This window comes from Acinetobacter colistiniresistens (assembly GCF_000413935.1).
Classification (GTDB): Bacteria; Pseudomonadota; Gammaproteobacteria; order Pseudomonadales; family Moraxellaceae; genus Acinetobacter; species Acinetobacter colistiniresistens.
In genome coordinates this window covers 394,920-417,747 of sequence record NZ_KE340378.1, presented here as the reverse complement: position 1 = coordinate 417,747, position 22,828 = coordinate 394,920, and the positions used below count along the sequence as shown (strand labels likewise).

Annotated in this window: 16 protein-coding genes; 10 read left to right on the top strand and 6 right to left on the bottom strand. The window is 41.8% G+C overall.

What is annotated here, in order from left to right; translation table 11 throughout:
• The first annotated feature begins 165 nt into the window (after window positions 1-165).
• The 3 genes from F907_RS13375 (at window position 166) to pta (ending at window position 5,058) form a co-directional block, all read left to right on the top strand.
• Complete coding sequence (locus F907_RS13375) at window positions 166-1,431, top strand: glutamate-5-semialdehyde dehydrogenase (protein ID WP_005276227.1); 1,266 nt, start codon at window positions 166-168, stop codon at window positions 1,429-1,431.
• A 295-nt stretch (window positions 1,432-1,726) separates the two neighbouring features.
• Complete coding sequence (locus F907_RS13380) at window positions 1,727-2,902, top strand: acetate/propionate family kinase (protein WP_016651560.1); 1,176 nt, start codon at window positions 1,727-1,729, stop codon at window positions 2,900-2,902.
• 29 nt (window positions 2,903-2,931) lie between these two features.
• Window positions 2,932-5,058: a phosphate acetyltransferase gene (pta, locus tag F907_RS13385; protein WP_016651559.1), complete on the top strand. Its 2,127-nt coding sequence runs from the start codon at window positions 2,932-2,934 to the stop codon at window positions 5,056-5,058.
• 57 nt (window positions 5,059-5,115) lie between these two features.
• On the opposite strand, the gene F907_RS13390 is transcribed toward pta, so the two are convergent.
• Both F907_RS13390 and F907_RS13395 read right to left on the bottom strand, forming a co-directional pair.
• A complete protein-coding gene (locus F907_RS13390; RefSeq protein ID WP_016651558.1) occupies window positions 5,116-5,727 on the bottom strand; it encodes a class I SAM-dependent methyltransferase in 612 nt (203 codons plus the stop codon).
• 48 nt (window positions 5,728-5,775) lie between these two features.
• Window positions 5,776-6,690, bottom strand: coding sequence for a DMT family transporter (locus F907_RS13395; protein WP_016651557.1), 915 nt, complete (start codon window positions 6,688-6,690; stop codon window positions 5,776-5,778).
• 185 nt (window positions 6,691-6,875) lie between these two features.
• Here F907_RS13395 and F907_RS13400 point away from each other — a divergent pair, with 185 nt between their 5' ends.
• The 3 genes from F907_RS13400 to F907_RS13410 all read left to right on the top strand — a co-directional run bounded on the left by F907_RS13400 (window position 6,876) and on the right by F907_RS13410 (window position 10,057).
• Window positions 6,876-7,736 (top strand): helix-turn-helix transcriptional regulator, encoded by an 861-nt coding sequence (locus F907_RS13400; RefSeq protein WP_016651556.1) that lies wholly within the window; start codon window positions 6,876-6,878, stop codon window positions 7,734-7,736.
• A gap of 148 nt (window positions 7,737-7,884) precedes the next feature.
• Window positions 7,885-9,411: a fumarate hydratase gene (locus tag F907_RS13405; RefSeq protein ID WP_005238666.1), complete on the top strand. Its 1,527-nt coding sequence runs from the start codon at window positions 7,885-7,887 to the stop codon at window positions 9,409-9,411.
• A 103-nt stretch (window positions 9,412-9,514) separates the two neighbouring features.
• The gene (locus tag F907_RS13410) at window positions 9,515-10,057 is read left to right on the top strand and encodes a DUF2059 domain-containing protein (RefSeq protein ID WP_005238664.1); all 543 of its coding nucleotides are present in this window, start codon (window positions 9,515-9,517) and stop codon (window positions 10,055-10,057) included.
• Between the two features lie 22 nt (window positions 10,058-10,079).
• Here F907_RS13410 and F907_RS13415 read toward each other — a convergent pair whose 3' ends face one another.
• From F907_RS13415 to tig, 4 genes are all read right to left on the bottom strand, one after another.
• A complete protein-coding gene (locus F907_RS13415) occupies window positions 10,080-10,796 on the bottom strand; it encodes a DUF2846 domain-containing protein (RefSeq protein ID WP_005276206.1) in 717 nt (238 codons plus the stop codon).
• A 153-nt stretch (window positions 10,797-10,949) separates the two neighbouring features.
• Window positions 10,950-12,260 (bottom strand): ATP-dependent Clp protease ATP-binding subunit ClpX, encoded by a 1,311-nt coding sequence (gene clpX / locus F907_RS13420; protein ID WP_005276204.1) that lies wholly within the window; start codon window positions 12,258-12,260, stop codon window positions 10,950-10,952.
• 41 nt (window positions 12,261-12,301) lie between these two features.
• Window positions 12,302-12,907, bottom strand: a complete 606-nt coding sequence (gene clpP, locus F907_RS13425; protein WP_004877521.1) for an ATP-dependent Clp endopeptidase proteolytic subunit ClpP — start codon at window positions 12,905-12,907, stop codon at window positions 12,302-12,304.
• Window positions 12,908-13,175: 268 nt separating this feature from the next.
• Window positions 13,176-14,507 carry a trigger factor gene (tig, locus tag F907_RS13430; RefSeq protein ID WP_016651555.1) on the bottom strand — a complete coding sequence of 444 codons (1,332 nt, stop codon included), beginning with the start codon at window positions 14,505-14,507 and terminating at the stop codon, window positions 13,176-13,178.
• A gap of 248 nt (window positions 14,508-14,755) precedes the next feature.
• Here tig and F907_RS13435 point away from each other — a divergent pair, with 248 nt between their 5' ends.
• The 4 genes from F907_RS13435 to leuA all read left to right on the top strand — a co-directional run bounded on the left by F907_RS13435 (window position 14,756) and on the right by leuA (window position 22,710).
• A complete protein-coding gene (locus F907_RS13435) occupies window positions 14,756-16,933 on the top strand; it encodes a TonB-dependent receptor domain-containing protein (RefSeq protein WP_016651554.1) in 2,178 nt (725 codons plus the stop codon).
• A 529-nt stretch (window positions 16,934-17,462) separates the two neighbouring features.
• Window positions 17,463-19,763, top strand: coding sequence for a TonB-dependent receptor (locus F907_RS13440; protein WP_016651553.1), 2,301 nt, complete (start codon window positions 17,463-17,465; stop codon window positions 19,761-19,763).
• Window positions 19,764-19,866: 103 nt separating this feature from the next.
• Window positions 19,867-20,550, top strand: a complete 684-nt coding sequence (locus tag F907_RS13445) for a Fe2+-dependent dioxygenase (protein WP_016651552.1) — start codon at window positions 19,867-19,869, stop codon at window positions 20,548-20,550.
• A 462-nt stretch (window positions 20,551-21,012) separates the two neighbouring features.
• Window positions 21,013-22,710: a 2-isopropylmalate synthase gene (gene leuA, locus F907_RS13450; RefSeq protein ID WP_005276191.1), complete on the top strand. Its 1,698-nt coding sequence runs from the start codon at window positions 21,013-21,015 to the stop codon at window positions 22,708-22,710.
• The last annotated feature ends 118 nt before the right edge of the window (window positions 22,711-22,828 follow it).

The following is a 22,828-nucleotide window of genomic DNA, read 5'->3' as shown; positions in this document are numbered from 1 at the left end:
AAAATATGTAATCTCGACTTTAGATTCAATATCTTCATCGCACTAAAATAAAAAAAATTGTGCCAATTAACGCTTTATAATTTTTTGAATTGTCAGTTCAGCCTATTCATTGTTCAGCCGTTGACTGTTACTATCTTTATAAATACATGCAAATCTCAAACTGCTATGCAAGACTCTATTCAAAATTATATGCAACAGGTCGGTGCTCAAGCACGTCAAGCCTCTCGTATTTTAACGAGTGCATCGACACATTTGAAAAACCATGCCCTGTCTGCAATCTATACGGCTTTGGAAAATAATCAAGCCCAAATTTTAGCAGCCAATCAAATTGATATGGACAATGGTCGCCAACGCCAATTGGACAATGCTTTGCTCGATCGTTTAGAGCTTACTCCCGCACGTTTCAAAGGCATGTTACAAGGCTTAAAAGATGTGATTGCCTTGATTGATCCGATCGGAGAAATTACAGACCTCGCTTATCGTCCTTCAGGAATTCAGCTTGGAAAAATGCGTGTGCCTTTGGGTGTGATCGGCATGATTTATGAATCTAGACCGAATGTGACACTTGAAGCAGCTTCATTGGCGTTGAAATCTGGCAACGCGATTATTTTACGTGGTGGTTCAGAAGCACTAGAGTCGAATAAAGCAATTGCAACGGCGATTCAGCACGGTCTGCAAATTTCAGGTCTGCCTGAGCATGCGGTTCAAGTGATTGATACACCAGATCGTGCCGCAGTCGGTCATCTGATTACCATGACTGAATTCGTAGACGTGATTGTGCCACGTGGCGGTAAAAGCCTGATTGAGCGTATCAGCAATGAAGCACGTATTCCTGTGATTAAGCACTTAGACGGTAACTGCCATGTGTTCGTTGAAGCACAAGCAGACCTGCAAAAAGCCTTACCCATCGCACTCAATGCCAAAACGCATCGCTATGGCGTGTGTAATGCTATGGAGACCTTATTGGTCGATGAAGCGATTGCGGAAGAGTTCTTACCACGTATTGCTGAACTCTATGCAGAAAAACAAGTTGAGCTACGTGGCTGTGCGGAAACCCAACGTATTTTAGGCATCTCTGTAAAAACAGCGACAGAAGAAGATTGGTATACCGAATATCTCGGTCCAATTCTTGCAATCAAAGTAGTGACTGGGATGGATGAAGCAATTGAGCATATCAATAAGTATGGTTCACACCATACCGATGCGATTATTACTGAAAACTTTAGTCTAGCTCGTGAGTTCTTGGCACGTGTGGATTCAAGCTCAGTCATGATCAATGCCTCAACCCGCTTTGCGGATGGTTTTGAATATGGTTTAGGTGCTGAAATCGGGATTTCAACCGATAAAATCCATGCACGTGGTCCAGTCGGTCTAGAAGGCTTAACCTCACAAAAATGGATCGTTTTTGGTGATGGGCAAATCCGCCAATAACAAAATTGGGCATTTGCTCACAGAAAAACGAGAAAGACCATTTACTTGATCTTTCTCGTTTTTTTATATATTTGCATACAAAAATAATGATAAAACCAACAGATCAATCAAAAGAACAGATGATTTCCAAACTATACTGAATAGGTTGATTTATAGACGGGTTGTATAGGCTAAAGTCTATCTTCGCCAAGATGACATCCCATGTTAAAACATTGCGCTTGATCCCATTGCCTGATGCATTGCAGCAAGATCAAAGTGTTCATCATAAAATTTAAAATCTGTTAGGTGTTCAAACGTGGCTATATCGGTATTAGTAATTAACTGTGGTTCATCATCCATCAAATACGCGCTCATTTCGGAACGCCGTGAAGACCGTATTTATGGTTTAGCAGAAAATCTGGGCGCCGCAGATGCCCGTATTAAAGGGGTAACGATTGGTGGCGAACCACTGGAACTTTCAATTCCCTATGCAAATCATGCCAAAGCCCTTGAGACCTTATTGGCACGCTTAGCCAATTACAATCCACAAGCCATTGGTCACCGTGTGGTTCACGGCGGTGACATCACCAAAGCAGAACTCCTGACCCCCGAACTGGTTGAGCGTATTGAGGCCGCAACACCACTTGCGCCTTTGCATAACCCAGCCCATTTGATTGGGATTGAAGCCACCTTGCGCTTGTTCCCCCAGTTACCGCAAGTTGCCGTATTCGATACTGCGTTCCACCAAACCATGCCTGAACGTGCCTATCGTTATGCCCTGCCACAATACTTATATACCGATTATCAAGTACGTCGCTATGGTTTCCACGGTACCAGCCATGCTTATGTGACGGAACGTGCCAGTGAACTGGCCGGCCATAAGAACGAAGGCGGCTGGCTCAGTGCCCACTTGGGCAATGGCAGTTCAACGTGTGCTGTCTGGAATGGACACAGTGTCGATACCTCGATGGGGATGACTCCACTTGAAGGTGTGGTGATGGGCACGCGTAGTGGTGACGTCGATCCGAGTTTGCATTTATTCATTGCCAGCAATCTCGGTTGGGATATCCAGAAAATTGACAGCATGCTCAATAAAGAAAGTGGTTTACTGGGTTTGTCAGGTCTGTCCAATGATATGCGCACCTTGGTTGAAGCTTCTGGAAATGGTCATGAAGGTGCAACACTTGCCATTGAAGTATTCTGTTATCGCCTCGCCAAATCTTTATCGGCGATGAGTTGCGGCCTACCACGTCTGGATGGTTTAGTCTTTACAGGTGGTATTGGTGAAAACTCGGCTTATGTCCGTGAAAAGACTTTAGGCTATTTGACACATTTCGGTTTTCAATTTAGTAAAGAAAAAAATAATGCTTTGGCTCGCGGTAGTGAAGGCCGTATCGACGATGGTACAGGTCCACAAATCTGGGTGATTCCAACCGACGAAGAAGGTCGTATTGCCAAAGAAACCCGCCAAGTAATTGAAAAAATTGCTTAATCAACCGATTAGATATATTTAAGGTCATTATGAATACAATTTTACTCATCCCCACAGGTGAAGGCGTTGGTTTAACCTCAGCTTGTTTAGGTATGATCTACGCGCTGGATTGTAAAGGGATTAATGCGGGTTTCTTAAAACCATGTTCTCAGATTGCAGATACCAAAGTAGACCGCACCACCACACTGTATCGTCATTTATTTCAACATCCTTCTGTTGAACCGATCAGCTATGAACGACTCACACAACTGATTGCCTTAGGTGAAACCGATGAGTTGCTTGAAGAGGCCGTGGCCCTACATCGTCAAGTCGCTGCCGATCATGATGTCATTATCGTTGAAGGTCTGGTACCCAATGGGCAAGATCATTTTGTCAGTGAAATCAATGCCGCACTTGCACAAGCACTGGATGCTCAAGTGGTCTTGGTCAGCACTGCAGATTTAGCCGACCCACGTAAAACAGCAGAAAAAGTCGATGCACATTTACGTCAATTCGGCGGTGCCGCTTCAGCCCGCACCACAGGCGTCTTATTCATGCGGACCAAAGGTCTACCTGAGGGAACAGCTGAAATTCCAGTGACACTTGATCCAAGTCTACGTTTAGACCAGCATATTGAAACCTTTGCGCTAGAACTGCAACGCTATAACCGCTATATGGGAACCGATGAACTCCCAATTATCGGTCTGGTTCCATTTAGTAATATTCTGAGCGTGCCGCGTAGTCTGGACATTGCCCCGATCATCAATGGCACATGGTTACATCAAGGTGAAGCCAAACAACGTCGTATTTTGCACACCAGTTTGATTGCATCAAATATTGAATCCGAACTGCATAAATTTATTGCCGGCGAACTGATTATTAGTGCTTCACAAAGAACGGATGCGATTCTGGCAGCCAGTCTTGCCAGTAGCAATGGTACGCCATTGGCGGGTTTGGTTTTAACCGAGCAGACAGCACCCCCTGATAATGTACTGGAATTTTGCCAAAGTGCGATTAAGCAAGGTTTGCCGATCTTACATACTCCTTTCGACACGTTGGAAACCGCACAACTGTTACAGCGCTTTGGGAATGAAATTCCAATTGATGATACTGAGCGCGCTGAGCAAGTGACGCGTTTTGTTTCCAGCCATATTGACAATAACTGGCTTGATCAACATACCCAAAATAATCTACATCCACGTCTCTCGCCTTCAGCATTCCGCTATGAATTGGTACAAAAATCCATTTCAGCCAAGAAACGTATTGTCCTGCCTGAAGGGGATGAGCCACGCACGGTACAAGCGGCTGTGATTTGTCAAACTCGTGGCATTGCACAATGTATTTTATTGGCAAAACCGGAATCAGTCGCTGAGGTGGCAAAAGCACGGGGTATCCAGTTACCAGATGATTTACAGATCATTGATCCAGATACCATTCGTGATCAATATATCGAACCCATGGTCGAGTTACGTAAAGGTAAACTGGATGCACTACAAGCCAAAGCGCAGTTGCAAGATACCGTGGTGCTGGGCACCATGATGTTGGCTCTGGATCAGGTCGATGGTCTGGTTTCAGGTGCCATTCATACCACTGCCAATACCGTACGCCCTGCCTTTCAGTTAATTAAAACTGCACCGAATTACTCACTGGTGTCATCCATCTTCTTTATGCTACTGCCTGATGAAGTCTATGTTTATGGTGACTGTGCGATCAATCCTGATCCAAATGCTGAACAGCTTGCCGAGATTGCGATTCAGTCTGCGGATTCGGCTAGAGCCTTTGGTCTAGATCCGCGTATCGCCATGATCAGTTATTCAACTGGAACCTCAGGTGCTGGCGCCGATGTTGAGAAGGTTGCTGAAGCGACTAAAATTGCACAGCAACGCCGCCCTGATTTACTGATTGATGGCCCATTACAATACGATGCCGCTTCAGTTGAAAGTGTTGGTCGCCAAAAAGCCCCTGATTCTCAAGTGGCTGGGCGTGCCAATGTATTTATCTTCCCAGATTTAAATACAGGTAACACCACCTATAAAGCGGTGCAGCGTGCTGCCAATGTGGTCAGTGTCGGTCCTATGCTACAAGGTTTAAATAAACCGGTGAATGATTTGTCTCGCGGTGCTTTGGTCGATGATATTGTATTTACCATTGCCCTGACTGCGATTCAGGCACAATGATATTAAACCTGTGCTTTGATTAAAGTTAAAAAAGCCCTTTTCATTGAAAGGGCTTTTTTATTCGAGGTATTGAGCTAACCAGATGGTATGTCCTGTACATTCCATATCTTCAGCAATCATTTTAATTAACTTAAACCCATTGTCATGCAGCAAGGTTTGATATTCCCCCGCTGAGAGACTGGCATGGTATAGCGGCTCTCCACCGAGTTCGCCAATCGCCTCCCCCTGTGCAGGGCCACTGCTAAACATTAAAGCCGTACCTGATTGTGCATATTCAGCAAACCGCTTAAACATGTTGCGTTGATCGTCTTGGGTTAAGTGAAAGAAACTATCCCACGCAACAATGCCCTGAAATTTTTGTTCAGGAAGATACTCCCGAAAATCTTGCTGCAGCCAAACATGCTCTGGGAAAGACTGTCGTGCTGTTTCAATCATATGTTCGGAAGCATCTACACCTGTTACCTGATAGCCTTGCTCAATAAAATACGCAGCGATCGGCTGCGCTGAACCACAGCCCAAATCCAAAATATGCGCCGAGTTTGGTAGCAGGCTGAGAAATCGATCGAGCCAAACTTTCTCAGAAAGAACCTTTCCCCGTCGTTCGATCCATTCACGAGCATGCTTCTGATAGAGTTCAATAATATGCTGTGCTAGATATTCCTGTACCATTTGATTGCCTACTATGCGTCATTCATTTTAAAGCCATTGAACAAAATCTTAACAAGATTCTGGCTTACGAAGTGCTTGCGCCTTCTTGCCCTGCGGCCCTTTTACAAAGAAAATCGCATTACCGCATAAAATTAAAATGACTCCGATCACCGCATTCATTTGCCAGTGATAGCCTTCCCATACTGTTGAAATCACTAAGGCCACCAAAGGAAATAACAAGGTACTATAGGCCGCTTTGCCTGCACCAATCCGTCCGACCAAATAGAAATACGCAGTAAAACCAATCACAGAACCAAAAATAGCGAGATACAATAAAGCACTGATTGCACTGAATGGCATACTTGGGAAAAAGTTATCCTGTCTAAACCATGAAATCACAGCCATCAGTAATGAGCCATACAACATACCGTAAGCATTGGTGGTAAAAATATCCAACCCATGTTTTTGATGGCGGGTACTGATCATATTACCCAAAGAGAAACCATAAGTCCCTAGAATACACAGCCCGATACCGAGCAGAGTATGGCTATTTAAAGTCGTTCCCACCACATCATGCCAGAACAAGGCAATAATCCCGAGTACACCGAGTAAAGCAGCGGGATAAAAACGCGTCGACACCTGCTGGGCAAAGAATAATCTGGCATTGATGGTATTGAAAATCACCGCCATGGAGAAAATCACCGCTTCCAAACCACTGCTGATATATTGCACCGCATAATAAAAACAGACGAAGTTAAAGCCAAAAATACAGCAAGCCTGTAACATACAAAACAGATGATCTTTGCCTGTCAGTTTTTGTAACTTTCGACTCAATACAACAAAAGCAAACAACACTATGGCAGAAATAAAAAAGCGCCAAAACACCGCCACACTGGCCGAAATTCCACTTTGCTGTTGCAGGGTAATTGCAATCCATGTGGTTCCCCAGATCACCACAACCAAAGCATATAACAGCGCATTCATATTCTTAAAACCAAACTCAATCTCTATAGCGGCTATTTTGCGAGTTTGAGCACTCTCTCTGCTTGCATGATCTTGCGGTGATTGTCATCACCTTGCGTTTTTTAGATGAATTTGTTGAGCAGATGACAAAGCTGGCTGAAAGTTCTACACTAAACTGGAGAATATTCGGCATTGCATAATAGAAGATGAAATATCAGATTCTAGATCAATTACAGCAATATAAAGCACAATTGCTCGACTCGGTAGAACTGGGTTCGGGTATGCAGCTCGCCATGTGGCAAAATAACCAAGACCGTGTCAGCGTCTGTAGTAATCATCATACCTTGAGCATGTATATTCAAGGAGGCTATGAAAGCTACCAAAAGACGGCTCAAGGCTGGCACAATGGTGGCGGGCCAGATCGTATGTGCCTGATGCCACAAGACTTTGAGTCCACTTGGGACCTACGTGATCCACTGACCTTTGTGCATCTTTACTATACCGAACAGCACTTACAACGCGTCGCAGAACAAGTCTGGGATCGCGAGCCAAGCCAGATTATTTTAAATCCGCAGATTTTTGTGGCTGACCCGCAAATTTCCATGATCTATCGGCACTTCTTACTGAATGGTGCTTGGCAACATCGTGAAAATCATTTGCAGATGAGTACAGCGACCACGCTATTACTCAATCATCTGATCAAGAATTATAGTCATGCACAATGGCAAGCACCTGAGGTCAAAGGTGGACTGTCCCCATATATACTGAAACAGCTCTTGGAATGGATTGATCAACATCTCCATTTGAGTTTGACCTTGTCTGATCTGGCGCAACAAGCGCAACTCAGTGAATATCATTTTGCGCATATGTTTAAACAATCGATGCAGATGCCACCACACCAATACGTGATGCAACGCCGTCTTGAATGTGCTCATCAAGCACTTGAACTGAGTACAGCCAATTTGACTGAAATTGCCGTACAATTCGGCTTTAGCTCCAGCAGTCATTTCAGCAATCGCTTTAAGAAACAGTTTGGTTATAGCCCATCTCAACTGAGAAAAAACTAAAATCCAAAGCACATCTTTTGTTGATGTAATTTAGATCGAAGAATCACTTTAGACCTTTAGCCAAATCTAAGCTAAAACTCCCACATTCATTCCTTTTTGTCATATAATTTAGCCCGCCAGCTAATCGCCCGCTCAAGAGAAATTTGATATGACAACGATCATCAAACAAGATGACTTGATTACATCAATCAAGGATGCCCTGCAGTTTATTTCTTACTATCACCCACAAGACTTCATCCAAGCGATGAGCCGTGCCTATGATCGTGAAGAAAACAAAGCTGCAAAAGATGCTATTGCCCAAATCCTTATCAACTCACGTATGTGCGCTGAAGGTCACCGACCAATCTGTCAGGATACAGGGATCGTTAACGTTTTCCTTGAAGTCGGCTTAGATGTTAAATTTGATTTAAGCATGAGCTTGGATGATGCAGTCAACGAAGGTGTACGCCAAGGTTACCTAGAGAACTCAAACGTACTGCGTGCTTCTGTTTTAGCAGATCCAGCTTTTGGTCGTAAAAATACCAAAGACAATACGCCTGCCGTGATTCACTACAAACTCGTTCCTGGTAATAAAGTTGATATTACCGTTGCAGCGAAGGGTGGCGGTTCAGAGAATAAATCTAAACTTGCGATGCTCAATCCATCTGATTCAATCGTGGATTGGGTACTTAAAACTGTTCCAACTATGGGTGCAGGCTGGTGTCCACCGGGTATGCTCGGTATTGGTATCGGGGGTACCGCTGAAAAAGCCATGATGCTTGCAAAAGAAGCACTTATGGAAGAAATCAACATGGACGAATTACTTCGTCGTGGCCCACAAAGCAAAATGGAAGAACTCCGTATCGAGATCTTCGAGAAAGTGAATGCATTGGGTATTGGCGCACAAGGTCTGGGTGGTTTAACCACAGTCCTTGATATTAAAATCAAGGATTACCCATGCCACGCAGCAGGAAAACCAGTCGGTATGATTCCGAACTGTGCTGCGACTCGTCACGCACACTTCCAGTTAGACGGTTCAGGTGTTGCGCATATTCAAGCACCAAAACTTGAAGACTACCCTGCTGTGACTTGGGATTCTTCACAATCGAAGCGTGTCAACCTCGATACCATTACTCAAGAAGAAATGAATGCTTGGAAACCAGGCGATACCTTATTATTGAACGGTACCATTTATACAGGTCGTGATGCTGCGCATAAGCGTATGGTTGACATGTTAAACAATGGCGAAGAGCTTCCAGTCGACTTAAAAGGTAAATTTATTTACTACGTGGGCCCAGTTGATCCTGTGGGTGATGAAGTCGTTGGTCCTGCTGGCCCAACCACTGCAACCCGTATGGATAAGTTCACTCGCCAAGTGTTAGAAGCAACAGGCTTGTTCGGTATGATTGGTAAAGCGGATCGTGGTCCTGCGGCAATTGAAGCGATCAAAGACAATCAGGCAACTTACTTGATGGCTGTTGGTGGTGCTGCTTACCTCGTGTCCAAAGCAGTTCGTGAGGCGGAAGTCGTGGCCTTTGCTGATTTAGGTATGGAAGCCATCTACAAATTCGTGGTTGAAGATATGCCTGTTTCTGTTGCGGTGGATGTGAATGGTACTTCAATCCATGCCACTGCACCAAAAATCTGGCAAGCCAAGATTGGCAAGATTCCAGTGGTCGATGCTGCTGCGTCATAATATTCATACAATTCAAATAGCCGAATCATCGTATTCGGCTATTTTTTTGCCTAAAGCTTCTGCTAGATTATAAAAAAGATGAGAAGAATAAGGCGATATAGAGATGAATAAATCGATGTTCAGCTTAGTGATTGGACTTTGCCTTCTCGCAGGCATACAAAATACATTTGCATCCCCCGCTCAAAGCAAATCAGTCAAAGAACTGGTTCAACTCAGTGACCTTGAACATGTGCTAAATACGTCACTTGATGAAATGCAACCAACGCTTGACCTTGAAGCTGAAACTATTTTATTGCGGGTATTGGGAAAAGAAAAACTCACCACAACTCAAGAGCATCTCGCGGTTTTAGAACTGAGCCAACTTCTCAAAGAGACCAGTTCCAAAGTATTTGCTCGTCCGGAAACCCTACAGGCAATTGAGAAAATTTATGCCGATGCCTTGAGCGAAGAAGAAGTACAGGCGTATTTAAAGTTTTTAAAAACACCCGAAGGCCAATCGATCAATCAAAAAACGTTGCTGATTAGCACCAATATTTTTCAATATATGAGCAACATCAGTCAAAAAACCTTAAGCGATCCAGAGCAAAGCTCACAATTGAAAGCGCAGTTCCTCACCATCCTTCAACCCTTAATTCAAGCGGAATAAACTGCTCTTTTCTTGATGGTGATTACCAAGTCAAAGGATTCCAAAGTTTAAACGGTTTCACCAAATGTACTTCTGATTTCTCATCATATCTGGCTGGCTTTAATTCTTGTGGTTTAGAACGTACCTTACCTGAAGCATCTTGTGCCACGAAATTATAGCTCGATGATTTTAAACGAGTAAACGCGATCTCCTGATGTGCCACTTTTTCAGGTGTAATCATAAAAGGACCTGTGTGTTCACTGCGTGAAATCTTATTTTCTTCATCATATTTAATGAAATAGGTTTGTGCAGCATCCACAGTAAAGTCTAAATATTTTGGCTTTTGAAAATGCAGTCCCACCAGTGGACGACTCACACTCAGACGATAGGTGCCCGCAGGAAGTTCCAGCCAATAATAGTGATTATGTAACAGGCTTGGAATACGATGACCATTAATAAATAAATTGGCTGCTGCAATTTCCTGACGATTCCAACGGGTATCGGGACGATACAGATAAACGATCGCAGCTTGTTCATTTTGTGGTTTGATTGGTGCGTAATATTGGCCTAATTTCTGATTGACCCAACCACCGACGCTGAAACCACCGACATGATATTGATCCAATAAACCTGGTTCTTTTGCTGTATCAACAGATGGTAGTGTTGCTGTCAGTGCGGTTGGTTTTTCTTCAACTGTCTTATGACTTTGACAGCCAGCCAACACCCCTGCACAACATAATGACAATATTAAATAACGCATGACATCCCTCAAGGCGTTTTCTTGGATTTATTTTTAACTGCGCAAAACTATGCGGATTTTTTCAATTTTTTAAGATTAACACCTCAACGCCTAATTGCAAATAAAAAAAGCATGAAAAGCCAAGCCTTTCATGCTTTTTTAGATGAATGAGAATTAAGCCGATTTAGAATCAACCACCTTCAAATCCTTCTTTTCAATCAGTTCTGGCGTACCAACCTGTGGTAAACGCTCTGCTTTAAATGTTGGTTTCGCTGTACCATTAATCACAGCTTCATCCACAATCACGGTTCCAACATCGGTACGACTTGGTAAGTCATACATGGTTTCCAGTAATACATTTTCCAGAATTGAACGTAAACCACGTGCCCCTGTATTACGGTCAAGCGCTTTTTTCGCCACTGCACGTAACGCAGACTCATCAAAGACCAGATCTACATTTTCCATGGTAAACAGATATTGATACTGGCGTGTTAATGCATTTTTAGGTTCTGTCAGAATCTGCATCAAGGCTTCTTCATCCAGCTCTTCTAATGTCGCAATCACAGGCAAACGACCAATAAATTCTGGAATCAAACCAAATTTAACCAAGTCTGTTGCTTCTACCTGACGGAACAATTCAGAGACTTTTTTACTGTCATCTTTATTCTTCACATCTGCGGTAAAACCAATCCCACCTTTCTCTTGACGCTGTTGGACAATTTTTTCCAGACCAGAGAACGCACCACCACAAATGAACAGGATATTGGCTGTATCGATTTGGATGAATTCTTGCTGTGGGTGCTTACGACCACCTTGTGGTGGAATAGACGCAACCGTACCTTCAATCATTTTCAATAATGCTTGTTGTACGCCTTCGCCTGACACATCACGGGTAATCGATGGATTTTCAGATTTACGGGTAATCTTATCAATCTCATCAATGTAGATAATGCCTTTTTGTGCTTTCTCTACATCGTAATCCGCTTTTTGCAATAACTTTTGCACGATGTTTTCAACATCTTCACCGACATAACCTGCTTCGGTTAAAGTGGTGGCATCTGCCATCGCAAATGGAACATCGAGCAAACGAGCCAGTGTTTGCGCCAATAATGTTTTACCTGAACCTGTAGGTCCAATCAGCAAAATATTACTTTTTGCAATTTCAATCTCTTGATGCCCATGAGTCGACTGACCCACTTTCAAACGTTTATAGTGGTTATATACTGCAACCGATAAGGTTTTCTTCGCAACATCTTGCCCAATCACATATTGGTCTAAGGCAGCACGTATTTCATGTGGTTTCGGCAAGGCTTTGGTTGCCCAATCGCCAGCTTCAACTTGTTGACTGGTTTGAACCAAGTCCAAGCAGACATCTACACACTCATTACAAATATATGCGTCCTCACCTGCAATCAGCTTTCCAACTTCAGATTGCGTTTTACCACAAAATGAACAATGTTTTTGTCCTTGAGGATGTTCGGACATATTTACTCCACAACTTAAATCTTAAACTTAGGCCCTAAAAATTACGGACGTTTGCTTAGTACCTGGTCAACTAAACCATATTCTTTGGCTGCTTGTGCAGTCATGAAATTGTCACGATCTGTGTCACGCGCAACCGTTTCATAATCTTGGCCACTGTGTTCAGCCATCAAACGATTTAAACGCTCTTTGATAAACAGAATTTCACGTGCGTGAATCTCAATATCAGATGCCTGACCACGGAAACCACCTAATGGTTGGTGAATCATGACACGTGCATTTTCTAGGCAGTAACGTTTGCCTTTTGCGCCTGCATTCAATAAGAATGCACCCATTGATGCTGCCTGTCCCATGCAATAAGTTACAACATCAGGTTTGATAAACTGCATGGTGTCATAAATCGCCATACCTGCAGTCACAGAACCACCTGGTGAATTAATATAGAGATGGATATCTTTTTCTGGATTTTCTGCTTCTAAGAATAACATCTGCGCAACGATTAAGTTCGCCATGTTATCTTCAACTTCACCCGTTAGAAAAATAACACGCTCACGTAATAGACGTGAATAAATATCAAATGAACGCTCACCACGAGATGATTGTTCAACGACAACAGGAACTAAAGCATTTTCAATTGTTGGAACATACATACGTTTACTTATTCCTAAATTATTGTGACTCGATCTATGCCAACAATATGAGGGATAATCAATGAAATTGCAAAAGGTTCAATCTGAAATATTCGATTATTTAGACTAAAATCTGGCAATTTCGAATTAAATTAACACTTTCATAACAGAGGGTTTGAAGACCTGACATGAATGCTTTTGCATCTCACAAAAGATATGAAGGCACGCGCTCTTCTTCTAAAGAAAAAGGCGCATTAAGCGCCTTTTTCTTTAATCAACTTTTAAAAGCTTAGCCACGACGAGCTTGTTGCTCTTTTAATAAGTCTTCATAGCTGATCGCAACATCTTTTACTTTAGCTGCAGCTAAGATGTGATCAACCACTTGGTCTTCTAACACAACTGCTTCGATTTGAGCACGTTGTTGTTTGTCATTTTTGAAGTATTCAACAACTTCTGTTGGGTCTTCATAAGAAGAAGCCATGTCATCGATGTAAGCATCAACACGTGCTTGGTCAACTTCAAGTTTAGCGTCAGCCAATACTTTGCTGACCAACACACCAAGCTTAACTGATTTTTCAGCTTGTTCTTTGAACAACTCATCTGGAAGCATGCTGCTGTCAAATGCGCCTGCACCTTGAGCACCAAACTGTTGAGTGAACTGCTGGATCATTTGCTGACGTTGACGGTCAACTTCTTGAGCAACCATTGAAGCTGGAACTTCAATTTCGTTTGCAGCAACAAGCGCATCAAATGCAGCTTGTTTAACTTGGTTACGAAGACCGTTGCGAACTTCACGTTCCATATTCTTACGAACATCAGCTTTTAACTTGTCTACGCCTTCTTCTTCAGTCAAACCAAAGATTTTTAAGAATTCAGCATCAATCTCAGGAAGTTTTGCTTTTTCAACTTGCTTCACAGTGATTTTGAATTGAGCCGCTTTACCCGCCAAGTTTTCAGCTTGGTAATCTTCAGGGAAAGTTACATCAATCACTTTCTCTTCGCCAGCTTTCATACCAACGATACCGTCTTCAAAACCTGGGATCATACGACCTGAACCAAGTACCAATTTAAAGTCTTCAGCAGCGCCGCCTTCAAACTTCTCACCATCAACAGTACCTTCGAAGTCGAAAGTTACTTGCATGTCTTTCTTCGCCATACCTTTGGTTACAGCCCAAGTTTGACGTTGTTTTTGCAAGTTTTCGATCATCACATCAACGTCTTTGTCGTTGATTTCTGATGATTTACGTTCAACTTCTAGATCAGCAAAAGCTTTCACTTCTACTTCTGGATAAACTTCAACAGTCGCTTCAAAAACTAAAGCATCATCTTTGTTTTCAACTTTCTCAATGTTCGGCATACCGACCGCATTGATTTTTTCTTGTTGAATTGCTTCAAATACAGTATCACGAATGATGTCATTCACAACTTCTTGATAAATGCTCGCACCATATTCACGGCGAACAACATTCAAAGGCACTTTACCTGGACGGAAGCCGTTGATCTTCACAGTTTTGGCAGTGCGTTGTAAGCGAGCTTCAAACTGCTCGTTAACACGGCTCGTCGGTACAGAAACATTTAAACGACGGGCAACGCCCGAAACCGCTTCAGTCGTTACTTGCATGGCTTCCTCGATATTAGTTAGTAATAACAATTTTTAAAGTGCCACATTATATGACAACTTTCTGGATATACAAAATCGGATGCTAAAAAAGCACATATATTTCTCATTTTATCGAAAACCATAGTTTTCTTAAAACAATCTTAAAACAAATGTTATCTTTTGTTGTTAATGATAAGTATTATCACTATACTTTGCGCTGTTTTTGAGCATTTGTTTCTTTTTTCTCGTCCAGCTTTGGAACTCTAGTTATGAGTAAATTTAATTTGCACCCCCTTTCATTCGCATTACTTGGGGCAATGACCACATCAGCTTTTGCAGATACAACGATAGCACCTGAAAATACCAATACACACCAGCTTGCAACCATTGTGGTATCAGCCGCTGGATTTGAACAAGATATTAAAAATGCGCCTGCTTCGATTAGTGTGGTGACGAAAGAAGATATTGAAAAGAAAAATGCAACTAGCATTGCCGATCTACTTGTAGATGTTCCGGGTATTGATATCCGTGATGGTATTGGAAAAACATCTGGTTTAAATATTAAAATGCGTGGCTTAGGCAGTGAATACAGCCTGATTCTGATTGATGGCCGTCGCCAAACCACCTCTTCAGATGTCACCCCAAATGGTTTTGGTGAGTCTGCAAATGGTTTCTTACCTCCACTCGCGTCTATCGAAAGAATTGAAGTCATTCGTGGACCAATGGCAACACGCTATGGTTCAGAAGCTATGGGCGGTGTAATTAACATTATTACCAAGAAAATTAGCAACGAATGGAATGGTAATGTCACCGTCAGTGGCAATGTCATGGAACATGGTGGCGAAGCCGATTCATGGAAAACCAGCGTCGTGGTCAATGGCCCGATTATTCAAGATAAACTAGGTGTACAACTTCGTGGTTCTTACTTAGATCGTCAAAAATCTGAACGAATTCCTGGTACTTCTGGTCGTGACCCACGCCCAAGCGAAGCTGATATCTACGATGTAGGTGGCAAACTATCCTTTAAATTAAATGAGCAAAATAATTTTTGGGTTGATGGTTTTCACTCAAGCCAAACCTATAAAAATGACGATAACCGCCTAGGAACACTTGATACGCCTGCACGTGCTAATGGCTATAAAGATGAATTAGAGTTTAAACGCGATCAAATCTCCGTCGGTCATAACGGTGATTATAGCTTTGGTCAATGGAACTCTTATATCAGTCAAACTAAAACTGAGACTGTTGGGCGTACCATCCCGCGCAATACATTTCCGGGTAATGCTTCAGCTGGTCAGGATCGTACTTTAAAAAATACTGATTTCGTTGCCGATTCACATGTGGTGATGCCGATTGCGGATCATAAATTAACGGTTGGCGCTGAATATAAAGAAGCCAAAATTGCAGATGATATTGCAGGCATTGGCGCGACATTCAAAAAAGACTCGTTCTCTATCTATGCAGAAGATGAATGGCGCATCCTCGACAACCTCGGCTTTACCCTTGGTGGCCGTTATGAAGACCATTCTGGATTTGGTGGTCAATTTAGCCCACGTGCATACTTAGTCTGGAATGCAACTGACGATCTTACGTTGAAAGGTGGGGTGAGCACAGGTTATAAAGCCCCTTCTGCAAAAGACCTCCACAAAGGCATTGTTAGTATTAGTGGACAAGGCACCACCTTTAATGTTGGTTCGCCAAACCTAAAACCTGAAGAGTCAACCAACTATGAACTTGGCTTCAACTATAACAATGGCAATCTCGATCTGAGTACGACCACATTTTTTACCAAAATTAAAAATCGAATTACTGAGGGTTCAGCATTACAGAACTGTTTCTCCGCAACTAATCCTAACCAGCCAGGTTGTGTGAGTTATGGTTCACATATCACTCAGAATGCTTTTTCACAGAAAATCAATGCAGATGAGGCTGAAACCAAAGGCGTTGAACTTAGCTTAAACTATAGCATTATTCCTGAATGGGATATCAAAGCTGCATATACCTATATGGAAACCGAAATTACCAAAGGTAAAAATAAGGGTTCATATCTAAGTAATGTCCCTAAAAATGCCTTTAATATGACCTCAACTTGGCATATTAACGACGCATTTGATCTATGGTTACAACATGAGTATAAATCTGAGCGTAAACGCTATGACATCGTACAAACTACAGGTGATGATGCTCTGATTTACAATGCAACCAACAACAAGTTAAAGGGTTATAACTTATTCAACCTAGGTGCAAGCTATAGTGTGAATGATCAACTGCGCTTCAATGGTGCAGTGAATAACCTGCTTGACAAAGATTTCACTAGCAATGGTTCATATACTGATTCAAATGGAAATCCTGCCTCTTATTATGACTATATGGTAATTGGCTCAGGGATGTCAGGCACCTACCTTGCAGGTCGTAACTTCTGGCTATCTGTCTCTTATGATTTCTAAGTCATAAGCAAGCAGCAATAAAAAACCTGCACTCGCAGGTTTTTTATTGCTCTTTTATTCGTACTGGTTGCTAAACACTTCATCTCATAAACAACAAGTTTCTGTCTTGACAATCTAAAAGCATCAAGAAAAAAAGCATTATCTCCATTCATAACCGAACAACCAGAATGTCAGTTATCACCAGTAAAGAACTAAAGTCTTTAGGTAACATTGATCTATATTAAAGATAAAATACTGATATTCAAAACTTCATCGTTTTAATTTATAAAATTATCAATTAAGCTTCATTTAAATGAATAGTAGCATCCCATCCAAATTAAAAATCAAAAGTAAAGATACAATCGTTTTATTAGATTAATTAAAAAAATCAACAAATTAATAACAATATTAAACAGTAAAGATCAAAAAATTATTAAAGTTTCCATTGTAATAATTAGAAACAATTGGAAAAACCAATCCAAAACAAATGAATATAAAAATAAGAATGATTATTCTTTGCATAAATTTTTACACTGTTTAGGCGTGCCAAATGTCTTTTATTAAATCACGGAAGAAGCTCGTTTCTTCTGCAATTGCATCTTCACTTTCTGTGATTGCAGTACCTGCTATTGCACAAGACCAAGCTATGCAACTCCCAACAATTCATGCTCAAGCTGAACAAGAACAAAGTCTCAAAGTAGATAAATCTGCAAACAGCAAATTTGTTGCCCCGCTTTTGGATACACCAAAATCGGTTTCAGTGATTTCAAAACAATTGATTGAAGACACGCAAGTTACGACCTTAAGTGATGCTTTACGTACCATTCCTGGCATTACCCTAGGTGCGGGTGAAGGTGGTAACCCAAATGGTGACCGTCCATTCATTCGCGGTTATAACTCTGAAAGTTCAATGTATGTCGATGGCATTCGTAGCTCAACCTCTCAAAATCGCGAAATGTTTGCAATTGAACAAGTAGAGGTAACTAAAGGTTCAGCATCTGCTTTAGGTGGTGCGGGTACTTCTGGCGGTAGCATCAACATGATTTCTAAAGTCGCTAAAAAAGGCGATGCTTTAGAAGGCTCTATTTCTGGTGGTACAGACAATTATGCTCGTATTACTTTAGATGGAAACAAAGATTTCGGTAATGGTGTTGCGGCTCGTGTTGTTGTAATGGGTCACCAAAATGAAAAAGCGGGACAACATGATGGTGCTGAATATAAACGTGCAGGTATTGCCCCTAGTATTAGCTTCGGTTTAGATTCTGCCACTCGTGGGACCTTGAGTTACTACTATTTAAAAACAAATGATGAACCAGATTCTGGTGTTCCATATCAATATGATACGACTAAGAAAACAACTGCGGGGAAACCTGTAGATGTTAAACAAGGTATCTATTATGGTTGGAAAGATCGCGATTTTCAAAAACAAGAAAATCAGATTGGCACCATCAAGTTAGAACATGATTTAACCGAAAACTTAACGCTGAGCAATACAGCAGTCTATAGCAAATCTAAAAACGATTATTTATGGACTCAACCAGATGATACACAAGGCAATATTGTAAATGGTCAAGTGTGGCGTCGAGTTAATACTAATTTAACCAATACAGATACCTTTACAGATCAGCTTGCATTAACTGGTAAATTTAATACGGGCTCACTTAAGCACAGCTTTAATACGGGCGCTGAATATTCTAAGCAAGATTCTGATCGTGGAACGAATATTGTAACTGATCCAAATACTGCAAAAATCGGTGGTAGTGGTGCAAACAATGCTTGTTCATTAGCAAATTCAAATGGCTGGTGTACAAGCCTAAACAATCCTAATTCGGGTGATGCATGGTTAGGAAATATCAAAGCAAATCCGAATGTCACCAATATTACTTCAAAAACTCAATCAGTTTATGTCCTGGATAACATCACCATCACCCCACAATGGTTACTTGATCTGGGGGTTCGTTGGGACAAATTTGAAACTGATATGAAATACAATCAAGATTCGGGTTCAGGTGCGACACTTATCAAAGCTGGAACAAAATATAGTTCAAGCAATGATTTCTTCAACTATCAAGCTGGCCTTACTTTCAAACCAGCTGAAAACGGCGCGATTTATATCAGCTATGCAACTTCTGCCAACCCTGTAGGTGTGGATGCTGGTGATGGTTCAGAGGGTATTAGCGTTCCAGGCCGAAGCACAACAGATGAACAATCTCGTGCAATCAACAACCTGAAACCTGAAGAAGTTAAAACATACGAAATTGGCACTAAATGGGATGTATTAAATAATAAATTAAATTTAACCGCTGCTATTTTCCGTACTGAAAAAGAAAATACACGTGCTTTGGATACTGATGGTTTCACAAGAAACATTGGTGAAACACGCGTAGATGGTATTGAGCTTGGTGCGAATGGTAATCTCACAGATAAATGGGCAGTATCAGCAGGTTATACTTATTTAGACAGTGAAATCGTAGATGCTGGCTTTGTTAACAAAGGAACTGCAACAGCACCAAATTATCAACCAAGCCCAACCAATGGCAACCGAGTTCAAAACGTTGCGAAAAACTCAGCGACCCTTTGGACAACCTATAAAGTCTTGCCACAGCTTACTTTAGGCGCTGGTGCAGTGGCTATGGATAGAGTCTATGGTGATGCAGCGAATACCAAATGGGTTCCAGGCTATGTTCGCTACGATGCAATGGCTCGTTATAATGTAGATAAAAATGTTGACTTACAGTTAAACATTAACAATTTATCAGATAAACGCTACTTCACTAAAGCCTATGCAGCGCATTATGCGACTGAAGCAGAAGGCCGCAGCGCAGTATTGTCTGTAAACTTTAAATACTAATTCCCTTAATAAAAGCCATGATTTAATTATGGCTTTTATTGCAAAAATAGCCTCATAATGAGGCTATTTTTTATCAGTCATTATTTCCCACAAGGTATTTACTGTGATCCATCATATTCCCAATGTATTAAGCAAAGAACAAGTTCAGTACTTTCGCGAAGAAATGGATAAAATCGAATGGGCCAATGGCAAAGTTACCGCAGGCACCCTCTCTGCCACAGTAAAAAATAATCAGCAACTGCCTGAAGATCATCCTTTAACCCACCATCTAAGTAATATTATTTTAGAAGAATTGGGGAAACACCCTCTCTTCCTTTCAGCAGCCCTGCCACTGGATATTATCCCTCCTCTTTTCAATCGTTATGAAAATCAGGAATCTTTTGGTTTCCATGTCGATAATTCAATCCGTCGCATTCGTGGCACTAAAGAGCGTTTACGTACAGATCTCTCCTGCACTCTATTTTTATCTGAACCGAATGAGTATGAAGGGGGTGAGTTAGTCATTGAAGATACTTATGGCTACCATGAAGCCAAATTACCTGCGGGTGATATGGTACTTTATCCGTCATCAAGTCTGCATGAAGTCACTGCGATTCGTAGCGGATGTCGAACTGCGTCCTTCTTTTGGGTGCAAAGTATGGTGCGTGATGACGCTGATCGGAATATGCTGTTTACCTTAGATCAAACGATTCAAAATCTGCGTATGCAACTCGGTGACACTCATGCCGAAGTCATTAAACTCACCAATCTTTATCATAATCTCATGCGTAAATGGGCTGAGTTATAATTTAACTGTTCTCGTCACATTTAGAGCCAATCCTTACGTTATTTTCCAATATTAATAAAATTAACGAAAAATATTTCCCTTGTTCCGCAGAATAGTGCAAAAAACAGGGAAATATTTTCCATTCATTCAAATTAAAATATTTTACAGCCCTTTGCAGTCGTCTGTATTTTCACCTAAACTGAGTCCAGTTAGATGATTAAGATAACTGCAAAATTAAATGACAAATATGAATGATGGTAGATGATGAAAACAAATTGCGGCTTTACCCACCCGTCTCATACAACACATCTCGCTGCTCTTCTCCTGATGCTGCGCCTCGCGCGCATATAATTTTTTGCCTCTACTTTTAGGCACCCAATCTTCACCTTCTCTTTAAATTATTTCTTTTAGACACCATATATATCTGTAGCATGTTGCCTTAAATTTGAATCAGCAACCATGGCTACGACAAGGAGTTCTCTCATGATGTTGGCTGACCCAAGCAAAAAATACCGCCGTATGTACCAGCGCGTGGACTTACCCGATCGCCAGTGGCCGAATAATGAAATCAATCAAGCACCGATCTGGATGAGTACCGACCTTCGTGATGGTAACCAAGCGATTTTTGAACCGATGAATATGGATCAAAAATTAAAAATGTTCCACATGTTGGTTAAAATCGGCTTTAAACATATTGAAATTGGCTTCCCTTCTGCCTCGCAAATCGACTTTGATTTTACCCGTAAGTTGATTGAAGAAGATTTGATCCCTAAAGATGTTTACATCGAGGTTTTGGTTCAAGCACGTGATCACTTGATCGAACGTACTTTTGAAGCCTTAGTCGGTGCAGAACGTGCCATTGTGCATATCTACAACTCAAACTCGCCTACTTTCCGTAAGAAAGTCTTGAATGTCGATGCCAATGGCTCAAAACAACTTGCGATTAATGCCGCAACAAAAGTCAAAGAATATGCAGCACAATACCCGGCAACCGACTGGATTTTCCAGTACAGCCCAGAATGTTTCTCTGCAACTGAATTAGAGGTTGCCAAAGAGGTCTGCGATGCTGTCACGGAAATCTGGGAAGCGTCACCGACCAATAAAGTCATCTTGAACTTGCCTGCAACAGTCGAAGTGTCTACACCAAATGTCTATGCCGATCAAATCGAATGGATGCACCGTAACTTGGCGCGTCGTGATGGCGTGATTATCTCAGTTCACTGTCACAATGACCGTGGCTGTGGTATCGCAGCCTCTGAATTGGCGATCATGGCGGGTGCTGACCGTGTTGAAGGTTGTGTGTTTGGGAATGGTGAGCGTACAGGTAATGTCGACGTTGCTGCAATTGCCTTGAATATGTATACCCAAGGTGTTGCACCAAACTTAGACTTCTCAAATATCAACGAAGTGATTGCCACCGTCGAAGAATGTACAGGTTTACCAGTACATCCTCGTCATCCATATGCAGGTGACTTGGTCTTTACTGCATTCTCTGGTTCGCACCAAGATGCAATTAAAAAAGGCTTTGAATTCCAGAAAAACGAAGAGATCTGGGATATGCCCTACTTGCCAATCGATCCGAAAGACTTGGGTCGTGACTATGATGCGGTAATCCGTGTCAATAGCCAGTCAGGCAAAGGCGGTATCGCTTACTTATTGGAATCGAACTACAACGTTGCCTTGCCACGCCGTGTCCAAATCGAATTCAGTCAGATCGTACAACAACATACTGATGAAAACGGGACTGAAATCAGTGCACATGAAATCTGGTCATTATTTGAAAAGACTTATGTGGATGTGAAAAACAGTCATTATCACACCAAACATTATCAATTGTCGGATATTAATGGTACACAAATCATTGAATTAGACGTTGAAATCGACGGCGAAATTCAACGTCTCCGTGGTGAAGGTAATGGCCCAATTTCCGCTATGCTCAATGCCTTGCAGTTACCAATTGATGTGGTGAACTATGAAGAGCGCAGCATCAGTTCAGGTGCCAATGCCAAAGCCCTTGCCTTAATTGAGCTTCAAGTCAAAGGCACAGGTAAGAGCGCATTCGGTGCCGGTGTGCATGACAACATCGTGACGTCATCAATCGAGGCCATTATTGCCTGTACCAACCGTTTGATTGAACAAGGCGTATTAACCACAGATCAAGTGGTTGCTGCCGCGGTTTAGATCAGTGAAATATCACATAATCGTCAGTAAAGCTGAGTTGTAATATCAGAAAAAATGACTTTGGAAAGGATACCTGAATTGGTATCCTTTTATTATTAATGATTTATTATAGGGCGAA